Source organism: Paenibacillus sp. LT-B23 (genome assembly GCF_059417685.1).
This window is the reverse complement of sequence record NZ_JBSQBM010000013.1, coordinates 11,863-29,047: the sequence shown is the minus strand read 5'-3', so window position 1 is coordinate 29,047 and position 17,185 is coordinate 11,863. Positions and strand designations below refer to the sequence as shown.

Sequence of the window (17,185 nt, the reverse complement as noted above, 5' to 3'; positions counted from 1 at the left end):
ACGAGAATAGGATGCGCTATGATTCTCAGGGCTATGCTGACTAAAAAATGACTAAAAAAATAAAATTTTAATGTAAATATGAAATACAATTGATGATTTACCACAAGATGGCATGTATAATAAGGTTGAAAAATACTTTATTTGACAAAAGGAGGATTTCAAGCTTGAAAAAGATCACGGTTTGGATGCTTATTTTTTTGTTATCTGTCACTCTTGTACCCGTCGGCGCCTTTGCAGGCTCCACTACACCTCAACCCCCGAAAGATCCTGGAGGAAGCTGGGCAGCAGGCCCGCTACCTGATCGCGTGGATCCCGCCAAGCCCGCACTATTATTTGTACATGGTTTGAACAGCAGCGCGGAAGTCTGGAAGAATAATAACGACATGCTTCAGCGCGCACGTGACGCTGGATACCAGACGGCCACCGTTAATCTGTACGATGCCAACGGCACCTCACAGGATATGTGGGACAATGGTAAGCTTTTAGCCGACAAAATCAAGGTCATTAGTAATCACTTTGGAAAAAAACTCATCATCATTGCCCACAGCAAAGGTGGAGTGGATACTCAAACTGCTCTTGCATATAACGGAGCCGCTCCCTATGTACAACGTGTGATCACCCTCAGCAGTCCCCATCATGGCTCACAACTTGCAGATCTCGCCTACAGTAGCTGGGCCGGGTGGCTGGCAGATATTGTTGGCTCACAAAATCCCGGCACCTCTACTTTACAAACCTCTTATATGAAGTATTACCGATCCAAGACCGATGCACTCAGCAACGCAACTACAATCCCGTTCTTCACGTTTGCTGGTGATAACTGGTCCGGCGGCAGCGCTTCCTACATACTGGGCGGACTTTACCTTTCATCCTTTGGCAAGAATGATGGAGTAGTCACAGTCGACAATGCCAAGCTTCCCGGTGGACGTGTAGTCAAAGTCGGGTCCTGGGATCATGCCAAAGTTCGTACCGGATCTTATGTCTTCTCCCTGATCCAACCTTACCTCCAAGCGAATACTCCAGCATTGAATCAGGAAACTGAAGCACTTTCAGCAGCATCTTCCCTGCCTGCTTCCGCTTTAACATCCACCTATAGCGAGATCGACAATTCATACTTTATCCGCGGCGGAGACTATAACGGAAAAGCCTCCGAAATCCTCACCGTTGAAAATGGCGTCAAATCCATTGATTTGGACTGGATCAGCGATAAACGTGTAAGTAAACTTGAGCTGACCAAGCCTGACGGTACCAGCGAGATCGTTAATCTGAAAGCAGGTTATGATGACGAAATTTTTGCTGGTGCCTGGCATCATAATGCAGTCATCAAAAATCCAAAACCGGGCATCTATAAACTGAACGTCACGATTCCTGATAAAGGAGCGTATCTTCTGGTCGCCCGCTATCAGGCCGCTCAAGTTCCTGAGCTGAAATATAATCTGAATACTGTAGGTCCGAAGCTGAATCTGCAACCACAGGATTCCCCTAAAAACGTTACACAAGTCACCTACCAGGTTCAATATTACGGTGATCCACAGCAAGGAATGACTCCTGCGTCCAAAGGTCTGACGGTACAACAAAAAACGGTTAACCCCACCGGACAAATCGAGCTGTCCAAAGCGGACAAGCCCGGCATTTATTCCGTAACCTATGAAATCGAGGGAACTACAGAGGCAGGCTATCCATACCGCCGTACAGCTGTTCAGTCCATTTATATTGACGCTGACGGGAATAAGTATGTTGATTAAACTCCCCCACGTAATCATTTATATTATTCACTAAACAAAAAGGTGTAGGCCCTCAAAAGCCTGCACCTTTTCTTTTCTGTATCAAATAATGGCGTCCGGTTTAATCCATTCAAATATCGTTACGCTTCAAATCTTCTATAAAATCAGTCACAATACTTTGGACTGCATCTTCCCGGGACATTCGGATATACCGACTGGTCTTCTGAATATCCTCCTCGAACAGATGAAGTATACTGCTCATAGCTTCCTGATCTCCGTTTCGAGCTAATGTGAGCAGTTTGATGAACTCAGCATCTGAGATAATTGATTCAGCATTTTCTTTTTCCATTTATTCACCGCCTGTTGGGATAGCTTCAGTTCTCTTGCAATCTGTGCTTCGGTTTTGTCTAGTATGTAAAGGTCAAAGATGATGGCTTTTCCGATCTCAGATGGTAGAGAGTTAATGAGCTGTAGAGTGTACATTTTAGAGTTTGCAGAGTCTGTAAAAGATGGAGTAGCGACGGCTTCGTTCTTTTCCATAACAAATTCATGATTCGTTTGTACCCGGGCACGATACTGGATTCTCCATGCAATGCGGTACAGCTTTTTACGATATTGTTCAACCAATGTTAGCTGAGATTGACTCATCATAAACCACCCTTTCTCTTTGGATTTGACTTTTCGAAATCCTCATATTATAGGGTAATTTGAGAACATATTTCACAACCAAAACAGAACATTTGTTCTTATTTATTATACTATTTTTTGGGTCGGTTGTATACGGTTCTTTTGATTTACCTTCCTTTATATATGGCTAAAAAGGAGGGAAACCATTGCAGATGGATGATGCTCTTTCTATCATAACCAACGTAGGCTTTCCGGCAGGTCTTTGCTTTATTTTGTTGCGGCACATCCTGCACACCATGGAAGAAAAACTGGATAAGCTGGATCTCTCGCTTCATGAGCTGATTGAGGTCATCAAGGAATTAAACGATGGGAACCAGCATTCTTCCAAAGGCAGTAAGCTTGATGAATAGTGAACACAAAGAGGCTCCAACCGACGATCCTCGCCGATGGAGCCTCTTTGTTCGTTTCATACCGAAAAATGTGCTTGCTTGCGGATCTGCTTATGCTCCAAGCTCATGTTCAGATGATCATTTTCCAGCTTGAGCCTGGTCATGTCCAGCCTGTTCAATACGCTTCACGTCAGATACGGACAGACCATACGCCCAATTGCTTTGCGGAGGCACGACCCATACGGTATCCGGGTCACCGTCCACCGTCCAGCCCTGATACACCTGCTGCGGCTCATCCTGTTTGCCCAGCGATACGCTCAGCGTAAAGCGGTGAACAGGATGGTTCAGCTCGGAGGCTTTACGCAAGGATTGGCTGCTGGCCAGATTCTTGATTTGCTGTGATAAGGAAGTCCCCACATCACTGGTTACCGACTTTCCATTCAGCGTCCAAGCTGTGGAAGAGCTTTCCCCCGTTCCTCCGTCACCGGAAGACTTGAGCATCCAAGAGGCTGACTGACCTTCCCACTCCAGTCCGCTCAGCTTGTCATCATCCCAGTCAAACGGCGTCGTATCCGTAAAATCGGCTGCACCCAGTAACAACCCGGAAAGGGTATCCAGAGGTACGGAAGCTACCTCTTTTTTATCTGACAGCACATAAGCAGCATCACCGGAAGGCAGCGTTTCACCAAAAGCAAAGGTATGCTCGCTTCCATCCTTGGTCTTGATCTGAATTTGGTTGTTGGTAGCGCTGATTCCGTATTTGGCTACGTCTTTTGGAGAAGATTCCACCACCTCGCCGAGCTTCACGTTTTGAATAGCGGCTAACCAATTATCAATCGTATAGCCGTTTAACGGATAAGACCGAGGCTTGCTCATGCTCCATTTACCATCATGTTGTGTAAGTTCGACCGACTTGCCTTCCTTCCCTGTTATAGCAAAAGACGAAATATTCCCCTGCGTAAGCTGAACCAGTTGGCGAGCTGCAGGAGCTTGTTCACGAAAAAAGTTTTGGCTCTTGGCATAGACTATACCCGCTCCCAATACAACTAACAGCAGCACTGTGGGTATCCATTTTCTCATGCTCTTCTTCGCCTCCACCATAATAAGATTCCGGCTGCCGCGAACAACAACGGCAACCCGATCACGGATAGGGTCAATATCGTCTTCGCTTGCGCAGGAGTCAAATAAACCACCTTATAATCCTGCTCCTGACGAGGACGAATGGTAAGCCCGTCAGATTGTTCCTGTACATAATTCAGACTGTTCAGGACAAAATCCCGATTGCCTCCAGTGCTGATCTCGGTGTCGCTCAGAAGGGCCGACGTTCCGAGAATAATTGCTTTAGGCTTGCCGTCCTTGCCATCTACCGCGTAGCCCAGTTCAAGCGGCCCCTGCGGGTCCTTGTCATCCTTCTGTGTTTCGTTGTTCAGCAGCCCTTGAATATTCGTTTCGCCATAGCTGGCGGCAGAAGATTTGAGCAAGGCCGTAGTCTTCCAATTCTTCTGCTCCCCTGCTTTCAGAGCAATGGACAGCGAAAGCACCGGGTACAGATTGGACGCAGCCAGCTTATCCGTAATCGCATGACTGCCAAAGGTAGGCACTGTAAACAGAGGTCCAAGCGTATTCGTCTGCTCCTGATCCACCACGATCGCATGTGTATCCTTCACACCGTAATCAGCCGCCAGTGCGTCAAGGTTTTTCCAGTCCGATTGCATGTTCGGATGAAAGCCCAACGCCAGAAAAAGCTTTCCACCACCCTCCAAATAGGTGCGAATGCTTTTCAGCTCCGTCGCGCTGATATCCCGTTGCGGCCCAACAATAGCCAGCACCGATGCATCTTTAGGCACGCTACCCGCCTGATTGAGCTGCACTTCTTCTGTTTTCACATTATCCTGCGCCAGTGAATTGCTCAATCCGGTCATTTGGGACAAAGGGATTTCCTCATGTCCGGTCAGGAAAACGGCTTTTCCCTGGCGGGTAGACGATAGCCCCAGCAGTCCGCTTGTCAGCTTTTCTTCCCCTGTAAACTGGTACGCCCCCTCGCTACTTCCCTGTGCCTGTGTAAACAGACTACCCATATCAATAACACGTTTCTTCTCACCCTGAACCAGCACGATGGATGCTTCAGTGACACCGTATTCCTTGGCCAGCAGCGGCTCCTGATTCAGATCATATTGCTCGACCTTGAGCTTGCTGTTACGCTTGGCGTATTCCCTCAGCATATCCGTAACGTCTCGGTTCAGCTTTTGATTTTGCGAAGTCGATACGGTAAAAGCAATCAGACGCACGTCTTCCTTCACTCCCTGAATGGCCGTCAATGTCTGATCAGACAACGTATACTGTTTGCCTGCCGTCAAATCCAGCTGAAAGCCCCCCAGCGAACGCAGAAACAACGTCAGCAAAATAAAAATACCTACAGCAGCAATCGACAATACCACACTGTTTGTATGACCCAGCCATTTTTTCATGTTCATCACCTCCACCGTTTCCGTTCAACCACCTGAATGCTGAATAACAAAAAGAGCGCCGCCACCGTCACGTAATACAGCACATCGGCTCCGTTCAGCAATCCTTTGGTGAAGCTGTCAAACCGTGCGGTTAGTGAAAAAGGCTCCAGCCATTGCTGTAATGCCGCAGACGCGTCTGTTTGTCCACCAAACGAATCCAGCATCCAAAATACAAGCAAAATAATAAAGCTGACGACCGCAGACATCATCTGATGCTGTGAAAGCGTCGAAGCGAACAGACCAATGGCCATCATGGCTGCACCCAGCATAAACAGACCGATTGCGGATGTAAATACGAGTGTCCAGTCCAGCGACCCGTAAAAGGACATCACGACCGGATACGCCAGGCTGCACAACACCAAAATCAGCAGCATGCCCAGCGACGCCAAAAATTTACCCACAATCATTTCCGTCACACTCACAGGCGAGGTAAGTAACAGCTCATCCGTACCCTGCCTGAATTCCTCAGCGACCAGCCTCATCGTGAGCAGTGGAACGACGAACACCAGCATGGACAGCGTGTCACCGAGTACCAGCCGATAATCCAAGATGCTTGGCTGATACATGACAAAATTCGTGTAAAAGAGCAACCCCGTCAGCAGCATATACACCGCAAGCGCAAAATACGTTGTCGGCGTCCATAGATAGGCTTGCAGCTCCTTTTGACAGACCGCGAACAAGCGCCTCATGGCCGCTCACCTCCTGTGCCCTTGTCTTGCCCGGCTTTGTTGTTGCCAGAAGCAGCTTCTTGGCTGTCCTCAGCAACACCTGCGGAAATTTCATTTTCCGTCGAATGCTCGACTTGTTCCACTACATTCACTTGATCGGCCTGACCTGCTTTTGATTCGCGAGTCGTTAACTGCTGGAATATATTTTCCAAGCTGAGGCTTTCTTTTTTCAACTCCAAAATCGGAAGCTTCGCACCAGACAGCACATAAAAAAGCTCCTCGCGGAAATCCTCACTGGAAGCGCCTGTCAGTAAGCATCCGGTCAAATCTTCCTCAGTTGCAGTCTGCTTCGTGTTAGCTTGAGACAGGCCAGATGTTAATAGCTCTACCTCTACTTTCCCCCAACCGCGAAGAACGTTCAGCACCTGCTCACGGCTGCCTTTGACCTCCACTTTCACCTTAAATCCGTCTTCCATCGAACCGCCGAGCGCGTCAGGTCGTCCATCCAGCACCAATTCACCCTCATGAATGATGAGAACCCGATTACACAAGGCGTCCACCTCGGGCAAAATATGTGTGCTGAGCAGCACCGTATGATTTTCTCCAATCTCCTGAATGAGCTGACGAATTTCGAGAATCTGATTCGGGTCCAAACCTGAGGTCGGCTCATCCAGCACCAGCAAGTCCGGGTTATGAATAATCGCCCCCGCCAGTCCCAAACGCTGCTTATACCCTTTGGACAAACTGCGTACCAGTTGCTTTTCACGCCCGTTCAGCCCAAGCCGGGAAATCATCTCGGAAATGCGCAGCTTTTGTTCTCTCGCAGGCACATCTCGAATGCTCGCCACAAACTTTAAATAGGATCGAACGGACATATCTCCATACAGAGGGGGCGTTTCCGGCAAATAACCGATTTTGGAACGAGCCTGTCTGCCCTGCTCCTGAATCGGGATGCCATCAATCGTAATCACTCCCTCATTCGGCTGGAGATACCCTGTAATCATGCGCATCGTCGTCGTTTTGCCTGCACCATTAGGCCCCAGAAACCCAACAATCTCGCCACGCTGCATTTCAAAATCCAGCTTATGTACGCCCCGGTTGCCCTCATACCACTTGCTCACCTGCTGCACCTTGAGCACACGCTTCACCCTTTCTTTTATCATAATCATAGTCTTTCAGTGTAACTACTCATTCGTCCAAACAGCTCTATTCCCTTTTCACACATCCAAAATGTTGCGTAGAGGCTTTTCCCTACTCTCCCTCCCACACCTAAAATGTTGCATTAGAAGCGGGTAACGGAGGATTTGAAGCTGGAGAAGCGCCAGCGCTCGCCTTTGCCGTGGGATTCTTACCTTCTCATGTCTTATATAAATCAGAGAGAATCCCACGGCAACAGCGATCGTGAGCTCAAATCCTTCGCGGAGCGGCATCATCTGCGCTTCATGCAACATTTTTAAACTCTAATGTTAATCCCACACATATAGCTGCAGCTTAAAGTCACTTAAATATAAGCTTAAAATAATGTGTCTAAAATGTGAACTTGAAATATGCTTTTACCCACGTAAACTTGTACGGTTCGCATTGGTTCTCCTTCGCATTTACTAACATTACAACGTGTGAAGGGAGTATATAAAAAGCGATGAGCGTATTGTTTACCAATCTAATCTCAAACGGCGACTTCGAAGTCGGATCAACACTTTTTTGGAACTCAGTCAATGTGACGGTCACTAGCCTATCCGTTAAAAAGACGAACTTTTATAGTGCGATTCTGGCAGGAGGCGCGGTGGATGCATCTCTTTCCCAGGTCGTTTTTGCTGCTCCGGGCGAAAGCTATACGTTAAGCCTTTCAGCCGCAAAAATAGGAAGCCAGTTCAATCCTCAAGTCAACATTTTCCTGTACTACTATGACGCAGCGTTTACCTTCCTTGGCACGGGGCTAACTACCTATTTGAGCGCAGGCACATTGCCAGACGCTGTTAATGGAACATGGCAAAGCCTGTATGAAGTAACGGCTCCTGTTCCAGCGAACGCAGCTTATGCCTTTTTGGTGATTGGCAAAGCTGCCTTGGCTAACTCCGCTGATGTTGCCATTGATGCCGTTGCTCTTGTTAAAGCGAGCGCGGCTGGAGCCGTTGGACCAACAGGACCTGCGGGGCCTACCGGCGACACTGGGGCTACGGGACCGACTGGAGTTACGGGTGACACTGGAGCCACAGGACCTGTCGGACCGACAGGCGATACCGGACCCGTGGGACCTACTGGACCGACAGGGCCATTTGGTCTTGGATTTACGGGCCCTATTGGGCCGACAGGCGATACCGGACCCGTAGGACCTACTGGACCAACCGGACCGTTTGGTCTTGGATTTACGGGCCCTATTGGGCCGACAGGCGATACCGGACCCGTGGGACCTACTGGACCAACCGGACCGTTTGGTCTTGGATTTACGGGCCCTATTGGGCCGACAGGCGATACCGGACCCGTGGGACCTACTGGACCGACAGGGCCGTTTGGTCTTGGATTTACGGGCCCTATTGGGCCGACAGGCGATACCGGACCCGTAGGACCTACTGGACCAACCGGACCGTTTGGTCTTGGATTTACGGGCCCTATAGGTCCAACCGGACCGACAGGGCCGACCGGACCCACTGGACCGACGGGACTTTAGTCTTTCCATATCTTAATGACAAAACCGCCGCCCATGATGTTTGGCTTTGTCAACCTTGCCCTGCCGCGAATGCGGCAGGGCTTCTCTAATCGCAACCTTATGTAAAAGCGACTATGAACGCTTGAATTAAACCCGCTTGATTGTTTCCAAAGGAGTGATGCACCATTGATCAGTATCAGCCTGTGCATGATCGTGAAAAACGATCAGAATACCATTGGTCGTTGCCTTGAATCCGTCCATCATATTGTGGATGAAATCAATATCATCGACACGGGTTCACAGGATCGGACCCTGGACATATGCCGCACCTTCACAGATCGTATTTATCCATTTGAATGGGTGGACCATTTTGCCCTTGCCCGTAATTATTCCTTTGAGCAGGCTACGCAAGAATATATTCTCTGGCTGGATGCCGATGACATGCTGGAGAAACAGGATGCCGCCAAGTTGCTTGAGCTGAAACATACCCTTGACCCTACAACTACACCAACCGTGGATTCGGTGTCTATGAATTATCACTATGCCTTTGATAATCATGGCAATGTCACGCTGCATTTTCGTCGAAACCGACTGGTCAGACGGTCAGCAGGGTTCCGCTGGCATGGGGCCGTGCATGAATATCTGGCGGTAGAAGGAAACATCCAGCATGCAGATATTGCCGTGACTCATACCCGAACCCATACCACCTCCCCTGGACGCAATCTGCGAATCTACGAAAAACAGCTCACCCAAGGTCACAACTTCGCGCCCCGCGACCTCTACTACTACGCCAACGAGCTAAGGGATAACGGAAAGTATGAAAAAGCAGTGCAAACCTATCAGAATTTTCTGGATACCGGACAATGTTGGGTGGAGGACGCGATTAGTGCATGTGGCAAAATGGCCGACTGCCTGCAATCGCTCGGCAAACTGGAGCAAAGTATCACTGCGGCTCTCAAAAGCCTGATCTTTGGTACACCCAGAGCGGATCTATGTTGCCGAATGGGTCATTATTTTTTAGACAAAAATGAAGTTTCCAAAGCCGTCTATTGGTACGACATGGCTACCGTTCTGAAGCCCGCTGACACGATGGGTCCAATACAGGATGCGTATCGAACCTGGTTCCCCCATATACAGCTATGCATTTGCCATTATCGTCTGAAAGACTATACACGTGCGAATTGGCACAATGAACAAGCTGCAACGTACGTCCCCAACGACCCGCATGTGCTGCATAATCGGCAGCTATTTAGCTCCATCCTGAATTCTCCCGAATAGACGTACTTTTCCTGCCCATCCCCACCATCTTACAATTAAAGGAGGAGCAAGCAAGATGCAACCACTTCATCCAGCCGATCCGTCTTCACTAGAGAAACACCGAAATCGATACAAGGTAGCTGTCTATGCCATCAGTAAAAATGAAGCTCGTTTCGCCGGGCGCTGGATGCGCTCCATGCGGGAGGCCGATATCGTCATTGTGGCGGATACTGGCTCTACGGACAACACCGTTTCCCTGCTGCGAGAGGCAGGAGCAGTAGTGCATCCCGTCCAAGTAGCTCCATGGCGCTTTGATAACGCCCGCAATGAATCCCTGCGACTGGTTCCCCATGATGTGGATATTTGTGTATGTACGGATTTGGATGAAGTATGGGAGGAAGGTTGGCGAGAAAGGCTGGAAAAGAACTGGGCACAAGGGGCAACCCGGATGCTGTATGCCTTTACTCATGGCCTGCCCGGGCAAGAAAGCCCCTATACATGGTTTTGGAAGGAAAAAATACACACTCGCCACGGCTACCACTGGATACGTCCCGTTCACGAGGTGCTTGAATATATCGGGGAGGGTGAGGAACGCAGCATCCGATCCGACCAGCTCCGCTTGTACCATGATCCCGATCCGCACAAGTCCAGAAGCCAATACCTTCCGTTGCTGGAGCAGTCCGTACGTGAATTTCCCGAGGATGATCGCAACATGCACTATCTGGGGCGGGAATATATGTATTATGGCCGTTGGGAGGAGTGCATCGCTACACTGGAACGCCATCTGGCCATGCCGCAAGCAACCTGGGAGGACGAACGCAGCGCCTCCATGCGCTACATTTCCCGAGCCTATGCCGCAAATGAACAATGGCAAGAGGCTACCCGATGGCTGCACCGCGCTATTGCCGAAGCGCCACATTTGCGTGAGCCTTACACCGAAATGGCCCAGCTTGCCTATCGTACCCGGAACTGGTCTGCCGTTTATCATATGGTCAAGGAAGCACTGCGTATTACAACACGCCCGGATACCTACATGCAGGAGCATTTTTGCTGGGACGCAACACTATATGATCTCGGAGCCCTCGCCTGTTATGAGTTGGGACTACTGCGCCAAGCTTGTGATTTTGCCAGAGAAGCAGTGGAGCGCTCCCCCGAGGATTCCCGCCTCAGCCACAATTATATACTGATTCAATCCAGGCTTCCATAGATACCCACACCCCGTCCCTTTGCTGGAATACCTTGGTATATAAGAAGCTTTCGATTGGCCGAAGGGGGTTATTGAGATCAAAGTTCTATTTACCTTTTATATACCCAGCGGCGGCGTGGAAACCTTGAACCGCCAACGCTGCAAGGTGCTCAGCCAAGACGGGATTGAATGCCATCTTCTCTACTATCAGCAGGGTACGGGGATGCAAAACTTGCATGGGGATATTCCCGTGTTTATGACTTCCTCCGAGGAAGATATTCGTAGTCTGATACACACTCACCGTTACGATGCCATCGTCGTCTCGTCGGATTACCAGATGCTCGCCAAGCTGCGCATGTTAGGCTATCAGGGTGTGCTAATCTATGAATCGCAGGGCTTCGGTCAGCATGAGGAAGCTGCATTTGTTGTAGCCGAAGCCACACCGTTTCTTCAAAGATACGCCAATGCGGTACTGCTGCCCACCACAACACATCTGGTTAAACTGTTTTCCAGCATGTGTCCTTGGCTTGATCGCTATGTATTCCCGAACGTGCTGGATACCAGCATATTTCAGTATGTCCTTAACACTCCCCCGACCAGCCCGGTCATTGCATGGATTGGGCGACTGGAGCCGAACAAAAACTGGAGGCATTTTCTCGATATCTCTTACTGGATGCTGCAAAACCACGCGAATCTTCGCATCTGGATGTTCTATGATGATACCCTTTCGCAACCAGCGGATAAGATACAATTCGAGAATATGATGACACAGCTTGGCTTGTCCTCCATTGTAGAACGTTTTAACAACGTGCCTCATGCCAAAATGCCTCTGTATTACTCCATGATTGGCGATTCAGGCGGGCATCTGTTGTCCACTTCGCTGGTAGAGGGTTTTGGGTACGCCGTAGCTGAGGCCATGGCTTGCCGCTGCCCCGTACTCAGCTCTGATTCTGACGGGGTGCGAGCCTTCATCGACCACAACGTAACGGGTAAATTTTATACGCAAGGAAATATCTCGCAGGCGGTATTGGAGGGACTGGATCTGATGAACAACGTGCCACAACGCGAATCCATTCGCCAGAAGGGGCTGACAAGGATCGTCGACCTGTTAGCACCGGATAAATATGTGCAATCCTTCCGGCAAATGATGAATGCGCTGGGCGTGAGGTAATTTATTATTTTAGCAAATGTCCGAAAAAGTCACCTTCCATGTCGCCGTCTGTACTCCATCAGCAGTTGCCGTAATGCATCCGTTGACCGCTTCAAACACCACTTCCACCACCACGGGTACGGATGCCTGGGGAATCGCAATAAGCTCTGTACCTTCGGGTTTCCCCGGTGTTCCGTATATCCGCCATTCAATCTGGCTCCAGTTCATATCCGCTGTACTTTGAGCCAGTGGAATGTGTGGTACAGCAGCCCCTTCTCTCACAAGCAGGACAATCGGATACGAGACGTAAAAACGATTCTCCCGCCCGAATATTTTCTCGCCCGGAGATAATGAAAAGCTGGCCGTAATCTGATCTACTTTGGGCGGGTGTTTAAAAAGCTCAAAGGCGTCTCCCCAAGCGAACTGCTCCAGCAGCTTAAAGCGGCGCAGGTATCCAAGGCGATACAGAAACCATTATCCTAAAAAAATAACTGACGACAACCCGTGTTATCTAACACACCGGTCATCGTCAGCTTCACGAATTTCCTTTTTTAGCATTTATATTTGGCAACTATCTAATATTTAATAACGAATCTCCAGCATGGATATCCTTTTTCCCTTCAACGATGATATCCGTGTACACGGCTGAGTTGGTTACAATGATGGATGTGGTGATATCATATCCTTCACCTGCTATAGCCTCTGGATCAAATTCAACCAGCTTGTCTCCTTTTTGAATGGCATCCCCTTCAGAGACAAAAGAAGTGAAATGTTTTCCCTTCAGGCTTACCGTATTAATTCCAATGTGAATGAGCAGTTCAACACCATCCTCAGAAATAAGCCCGATTGCATGTTTTGTTTTGAAAACGGTAACAACAGTTCCGTTAAAAGGTGCGTAGGCTACCCCATCTTTCGGAACAATAGCAGCCCCCTGACCCATCGCACCACTGGAGAAAGCCTCATCTTTTATAGCGGTTAAAGGAATCAATTCACCGTTCAGAGGACTGAATACCACTTTTTCCTCCACTTTGCTTTCATCTGCAACCTTAATCTCAGGCACAGGTTTAGCATTTTTATAGCCGAAAAGATAGGTCAGGATAAATGCGAGTACAAAAGCCACAACCAAAGATATGATAAAGCCGATGAAACCTGCATCTATGCCTTTTGGATTAATGAACAGAGGAATACCAAAAATACCGCCGGAGGCAAAACCATATGCCGTTGATCCCAGTAAGCCTGCTGCAGCTCCCCCTATACCTGCGGCAATGGAAGCTAAAATAAATGGTTTTTTAGCGGGTAGCGTAACCCCGTAAATAGCTGGTTCCGTAACCCCCATCAAGCCTGCAATCGTCGCGGAAGTCGCAATCGGCTTTAATTTAGGGTCACGTGATTTCAAAGCAATGGCAAAGGCCGCACCGGTTTGAGCAAAAGTAGTACAGAACAGCATACCGTTAATCGGATCAAACCCGTTCGTAACTACATTATTCAGGAGAATTGGAATGAATGCCCAATGCAGACCAAAGATAATAATGGCCTGCCAGAACCCGGCTAGAACGAGACCAGCTACAGCCGGACTTAACTGGTAAATCCACATGGAGCCATTGGCTAACCCATCGCTAATTATAGTTGATATCGGTCCGACAACCAGAAAAACAATCGGTGATATGATGACCAAGGTCAGAAAAGGCACAATGAACATTTTAATGGAGGCAGGTGCATACTTACTTATCATTTTTTCGACCTTAGCTGCCAAAAACGCTCCAATAATGATAGGTATAACAGAAGAAGTATAATTAATCAGAACAACAGGTATGGTCAAAAAGGACAGCGCCGTTTTATCCGTAAAGGCGGAAGTCATGGTCGGATACACCAAGGCGGCTCCCAAAACAGCAGACAGGTACGGGTTTCCTCCAAATTTTTTACCTGCTGAAAATCCTAGAATAATCGGAAAGAAATAAAACATAGCGTCTGCTGTCGCATATAAAATTTTATACGTGCCCATCTGATCCGTCATCCAGCCCAGGGATGTGCATAAGGCCAACAGTCCTTTTAGAATCCCCACAGCAGCGAGCACACCAACAACGGGCATGAACACGCCTGAGATCACATCGACAAATCGGCTGAATAAACTGGATTTCTCATTGCTTTGCTCTTCTTGACTCGTTTGATCCGGCTTTACTCCCATCGTCTCCAAAAGAGCTTCATATACCTTAGGGACCTCATTACCAATAACCACCTGGAATTGGCCGCCGCTTTCTACGACAGTAATCACACCGTCAATTTGCTTGATTTGTTCCTTATCAGGTAATTGATGATCCTTCAGTTTGAATCTCAGCCGAGTCACACAGTGTATGACACTGTTTATATTTTCGTTTCCTCCCACTGCACTCAACACGTCGCTAGCTGTTTTTTTGTAATCCAACATGTTCACTCCTTTTTGGATGCGTTTTCTATTTTCTTTTATTTTGTTCCGATGATCACAACATCACTTTCAAAGCTATGCATGTCTATGACGGATTGATCATCCTGAACGTACACCTCCGTTTGTGCAAATCGTTTCTCCGCTAAATCAATCGTTGTAAACTTGTAATCCTGCACATTGATGCTTAACCGCACCTTTGTGTTAACCGGAATATACAAAACTACGGTATTCTCGTTTCCGGCGGCTCTAATCTCTTCTGTCTTATTTAGAACAATATCCAGTGGCCTAATGCCAACAAGGTTATACATTTCAAACAGATATTTAATAAATGAATAGTCCCATGCACCTTCAAAACGTAATGCCGTTCTCCAATCATAAGGACTATCAAAGCCTTCCCCTTCTACAATGCCGAATTTCTTCCCTTTTTTATGCCAGCTCCAAATTCCGTGCGCTCCGTATGTTACTCCTGCTCCCCCACCTGCAAGGAGACTCTGCCATGCTGCTTTTCTGGCATCCAATGCAGTATATCTGCCATACACATTACGGCTATAACTGATCTGTTCATAGCATGGTTCCCCATTAATGACTGGCCGTATTTCCGATTTATGATAAAAATGTTGGGCAATCTCATGAGATACATATTGAAATTGTGAATTATGCCCGGATTGATACATATAAAATCCTAGTCCATTGTGTTTTTCAAAAACTTCAGGGATTTCTTTCAATCTTCCTTGAATGTGGAGAGTAGTTAAGCTTTCCGGGCTTACTTGTTGTACAATTTCCAGTGCCTTTAAATAGTAGCCGTTGGCACGTTCTGTCGGAAAATCAGTATCCCCGCTGATCAGAAAAATAGGATCAAATTGGGAAAATCGACTTACTGCATACGTTACATAGCTTTCAATACATTCAAACGGCATTTTATTGTCCTTCTGAAACATATCAGCCCATGTATCCGGTACATAGTTACACCACAGAAGGACCAAAGCTGGAATAAATCCTCGCTCCACAGCCATCTTAATCATGACTTCTGCCCGATCAAAATAAGCTTCGTTTAATGTATGGTAGTCAAAATCTCCATTCTCCATTAAAGCAAACGGCTGAAGGTTCAAGTCCGATTCACTAGCATCCCATTGTCGGAGCATGTTAATTTGCAACACATTGAACCCCTGCATCTTTCTATAATCAAGGTAATCACTCCACTCCTCAATGGTTGCGTTGGTAAACGCGCTCCAAACCGTATCAGCTAAATAAAAAAATTTTTTCCCCTCTTTTGTAAAACTTCTTTGATCTTCAGCAATGTTTAATCTCAAATGAATCACCTTTCCTTCCTTGCTACATTCTTGATTTTTTCTAAATATAACTAAACTAAAAAACTAATTTTATATTTTTTTCGTAAAATAAACTAAATTAAAGCGCTTTACATCTGAATATTAACATCAAGAATCATAATCGGTCAACATATTTTTAATTATCATATTTTATTTTAGTTTAGTTTATAAACTAAACTTTCTCGTATAATAATGTTATAATTTATGTAGTTTAGTCCAATAGGAGGATCCACATTGAAAATTGATGATATTGCTAGGCTTGCCGGTGTTTCGAAATCTGCCGTCTCTCTTGCTTTTAATAATAAGCCCGGAGTTAGCGAAGAAACGAAGCAGCATATTTTGAAAATCGCTGAAGAACATGAATATAAACCACGAACCATGAAGACAAACAAGGAATTCTCTAAAAATTACAATGTGATTCGTTTTGTTGCGTGCAAAAATACAGACATCGTAACAGAACATTATGACTCGCTTCCATTTTTTAATGAATTAATTCATCATATTACCAATCAGGTGAGAGAACATGGAAACACCCTTATTTTTTCGTCTTTTGATAGCCATTGCCTTGAAGAAGAATTATCTGCTCTGGAAAAAGACCACCCCTCCTCTGGGGTGCTTCTGCTTGGCACCAATTTAACTTCCGAGGATATTTATTCTATACAATCCATTCATTCCAATATCGTTATTTTGGATACCTGCTTTGAACATGTTGATGCCAGTTTTGTATCCATTAATAACTACCTTGGCGGCTATCAGGCAGGTCAATATTTAATTCAGTTAGGACACAAGAAAATAGGATACGTACAATCCAGTACCAGAATTCTTAACTTTAAAAAACGAAAGGAAGGGTTTATGGCAGCTTTGGAGGAACACAATCTTTCCATAGAAAATGGGCTTACATTTGATATGAATCCCCTGCTTGTAATGTCACAGGATTCATTTAAAGCAGCTATTCATGAATTGGGTGAGCTGCCTTCGGCATTATTTTGCGAAAATGATTACATGGCGATCAGCGCCATTAAAACGTTTCAAGACATGAACATACGCGTGCCTGAACAAATTTCTGTTATGGGATTTGATAATATTCATGAGGCCAAGGTCATTAGCCCGGAACTCACAACCATTCATGTGAAAAAGGATATTTTGGCCCAAACTGCTGTAAAGTTGCTTATGGATAGGCTTAACAACAATCAGGAGCATCATACTCAGGTTCTGGTGAATACAGAGGTTATTGAAAGAAAATCTTGTTTAGCCTCAGAATGAACTATGATAAGGTAAACTAA

Annotated in this window: 16 protein-coding genes; 7 read left to right on the top strand and 9 right to left on the bottom strand. The window is 46.9% G+C overall.

Annotation, left to right across the window (positions count from 1 at the left end):
• The first annotated feature begins 164 nt into the window (after nt 1-164).
• Nucleotides 165-1,742 (top strand): esterase/lipase family protein, encoded by a 1,578-nt coding sequence (locus ACWXW9_RS17065; RefSeq protein ID WP_494930368.1) that lies wholly within the window; start codon nt 165-167, stop codon nt 1,740-1,742.
• A gap of 109 nt (nt 1,743-1,851) precedes the next feature.
• Here the strand turns inward: ACWXW9_RS17065 and ACWXW9_RS17060 are convergent, their stop codons facing one another.
• Both ACWXW9_RS17060 and ACWXW9_RS17055 read right to left on the bottom strand, forming a co-directional pair.
• Nucleotides 1,852-1,983, bottom strand: a complete 132-nt coding sequence (locus ACWXW9_RS17060; RefSeq protein ID WP_494930367.1) for a hypothetical protein — start codon at nt 1,981-1,983, stop codon at nt 1,852-1,854.
• 23 nt (nt 1,984-2,006) lie between these two features.
• Nucleotides 2,007-2,369 carry a sigma-70 family RNA polymerase sigma factor gene (locus ACWXW9_RS17055; RefSeq protein WP_494930473.1) on the bottom strand — a complete coding sequence of 121 codons (363 nt, stop codon included), beginning with the start codon at nt 2,367-2,369 and terminating at the stop codon, nt 2,007-2,009.
• A gap of 191 nt (nt 2,370-2,560) precedes the next feature.
• Between ACWXW9_RS17055 and ACWXW9_RS17050 the strand changes: the two genes are divergently transcribed.
• Complete coding sequence (locus ACWXW9_RS17050; protein ID WP_494930472.1) at nt 2,561-2,758, top strand: hypothetical protein; 198 nt, start codon at nt 2,561-2,563, stop codon at nt 2,756-2,758.
• A gap of 117 nt (nt 2,759-2,875) precedes the next feature.
• Here ACWXW9_RS17050 and ACWXW9_RS17045 read toward each other — a convergent pair whose 3' ends face one another.
• From ACWXW9_RS17045 to ACWXW9_RS17030, 4 genes are read right to left on the bottom strand one after another with little or no spacing between them, the layout of a single operon-like run.
• Nucleotides 2,876-3,817 (bottom strand): DUF4340 domain-containing protein, encoded by a 942-nt coding sequence (locus tag ACWXW9_RS17045; protein WP_494930366.1) that lies wholly within the window; start codon nt 3,815-3,817, stop codon nt 2,876-2,878.
• The gene (locus tag ACWXW9_RS17040; RefSeq protein ID WP_494930365.1) at nt 3,814-5,205 is read right to left on the bottom strand and encodes a GldG family protein; all 1,392 of its coding nucleotides are present in this window, start codon (nt 5,203-5,205) and stop codon (nt 3,814-3,816) included. The genes ACWXW9_RS17045 and ACWXW9_RS17040 overlap by 4 nt, the downstream gene beginning before the upstream one ends.
• A 5-nt stretch (nt 5,206-5,210) precedes the next feature.
• Nucleotides 5,211-5,933 (bottom strand): ABC transporter permease, encoded by a 723-nt coding sequence (locus tag ACWXW9_RS17035; RefSeq protein WP_494930364.1) that lies wholly within the window; start codon nt 5,931-5,933, stop codon nt 5,211-5,213.
• Nucleotides 5,930-7,075 carry an ABC transporter ATP-binding protein gene (locus ACWXW9_RS17030; protein WP_494930363.1) on the bottom strand — a complete coding sequence of 382 codons (1,146 nt, stop codon included), beginning with the start codon at nt 7,073-7,075 and terminating at the stop codon, nt 5,930-5,932. Before ACWXW9_RS17030 ends, ACWXW9_RS17035 begins: the two co-directional genes overlap by 4 nt.
• A 476-nt stretch (nt 7,076-7,551) precedes the next feature.
• On the opposite strand from ACWXW9_RS17030, the gene ACWXW9_RS17025 reads away from it, so the two are divergent.
• From ACWXW9_RS17025 to ACWXW9_RS17010, 4 genes are all read left to right on the top strand, one after another.
• Nucleotides 7,552-8,580, top strand: a complete 1,029-nt coding sequence (locus ACWXW9_RS17025; protein WP_494930362.1) for an NTTRR-F1 domain — start codon at nt 7,552-7,554, stop codon at nt 8,578-8,580.
• 165 nt (nt 8,581-8,745) lie between these two features.
• Nucleotides 8,746-9,837 carry a glycosyltransferase family 2 protein gene (locus tag ACWXW9_RS17020; RefSeq protein ID WP_494930361.1) on the top strand — a complete coding sequence of 364 codons (1,092 nt, stop codon included), beginning with the start codon at nt 8,746-8,748 and terminating at the stop codon, nt 9,835-9,837.
• A 55-nt stretch (nt 9,838-9,892) separates the two neighbouring features.
• A complete protein-coding gene (locus tag ACWXW9_RS17015; protein WP_494930360.1) occupies nt 9,893-11,023 on the top strand; it encodes a tetratricopeptide repeat-containing glycosyltransferase in 1,131 nt (376 codons plus the stop codon).
• A 115-nt stretch (nt 11,024-11,138) separates the two neighbouring features.
• Nucleotides 11,139-12,173, top strand: coding sequence for a glycosyltransferase family 4 protein (locus tag ACWXW9_RS17010; protein ID WP_494930359.1), 1,035 nt, complete (start codon nt 11,139-11,141; stop codon nt 12,171-12,173).
• Nucleotides 12,174-12,182: 9 nt separating this feature from the next.
• Here ACWXW9_RS17010 and ACWXW9_RS17005 read toward each other — a convergent pair whose 3' ends face one another.
• The 3 genes from ACWXW9_RS17005 to ACWXW9_RS16995 all read right to left on the bottom strand — a co-directional run bounded on the left by ACWXW9_RS17005 (nt 12,183) and on the right by ACWXW9_RS16995 (nt 15,893).
• The gene (locus ACWXW9_RS17005; RefSeq protein ID WP_494930358.1) at nt 12,183-12,434 is read right to left on the bottom strand and encodes a hypothetical protein; all 252 of its coding nucleotides are present in this window, start codon (nt 12,432-12,434) and stop codon (nt 12,183-12,185) included.
• Nucleotides 12,435-12,723: 289 nt separating this feature from the next.
• Entirely contained in the window at nt 12,724-14,574 is a 1,851-nt protein-coding gene (locus ACWXW9_RS17000; RefSeq protein WP_494930471.1) for a beta-glucoside-specific PTS transporter subunit IIABC, read from the bottom strand.
• Nucleotides 14,575-14,612: 38 nt separating this feature from the next.
• Nucleotides 14,613-15,893, bottom strand: a complete 1,281-nt coding sequence (locus ACWXW9_RS16995; RefSeq protein WP_494930357.1) for a glycoside hydrolase family 140 protein — start codon at nt 15,891-15,893, stop codon at nt 14,613-14,615.
• Between the two features lie 243 nt (nt 15,894-16,136).
• On the opposite strand from ACWXW9_RS16995, the gene ACWXW9_RS16990 reads away from it, so the two are divergent.
• Nucleotides 16,137-17,165, top strand: coding sequence for a LacI family DNA-binding transcriptional regulator (locus ACWXW9_RS16990; RefSeq protein ID WP_494930356.1), 1,029 nt, complete (start codon nt 16,137-16,139; stop codon nt 17,163-17,165).
• Nucleotides 17,166-17,185 lie beyond the last annotated feature (20 nt).

Excerpts from the sequence above, each read along its gene's own strand:
- ACWXW9_RS17060 (WP_494930367.1), bottom strand. The coding sequence starts at position 1,983 with ATGAGCAGTATACTTCATCTGTTCGAGGAGGATATTCAGAAGACCAGT.
- ACWXW9_RS17055 (WP_494930473.1), bottom strand. The coding sequence starts at position 2,369 with ATGAGTCAATCTCAGCTAACATTGGTTGAACAATATCGTAAAAAGCTG.
- ACWXW9_RS17050 (WP_494930472.1), top strand. The coding sequence starts at position 2,561 with ATGGATGATGCTCTTTCTATCATAACCAACGTAGGCTTTCCGGCAGGT.
- ACWXW9_RS17045 (WP_494930366.1), bottom strand. The coding sequence starts at position 3,817 with ATGAGAAAATGGATACCCACAGTGCTGCTGTTAGTTGTATTGGGAGCG.
- ACWXW9_RS17040 (WP_494930365.1), bottom strand. The coding sequence starts at position 5,205 with ATGAAAAAATGGCTGGGTCATACAAACAGTGTGGTATTGTCGATTGCT.
- ACWXW9_RS17035 (WP_494930364.1), bottom strand. The coding sequence starts at position 5,933 with ATGAGGCGCTTGTTCGCGGTCTGTCAAAAGGAGCTGCAAGCCTATCTA.
- ACWXW9_RS17030 (WP_494930363.1), bottom strand. The coding sequence starts at position 7,075 with ATGATAAAAGAAAGGGTGAAGCGTGTGCTCAAGGTGCAGCAGGTGAGC.
- ACWXW9_RS17025 (WP_494930362.1), top strand. The coding sequence starts at position 7,552 with ATGAGCGTATTGTTTACCAATCTAATCTCAAACGGCGACTTCGAAGTC.
- ACWXW9_RS17015 (WP_494930360.1), top strand. The coding sequence starts at position 9,893 with ATGCAACCACTTCATCCAGCCGATCCGTCTTCACTAGAGAAACACCGA.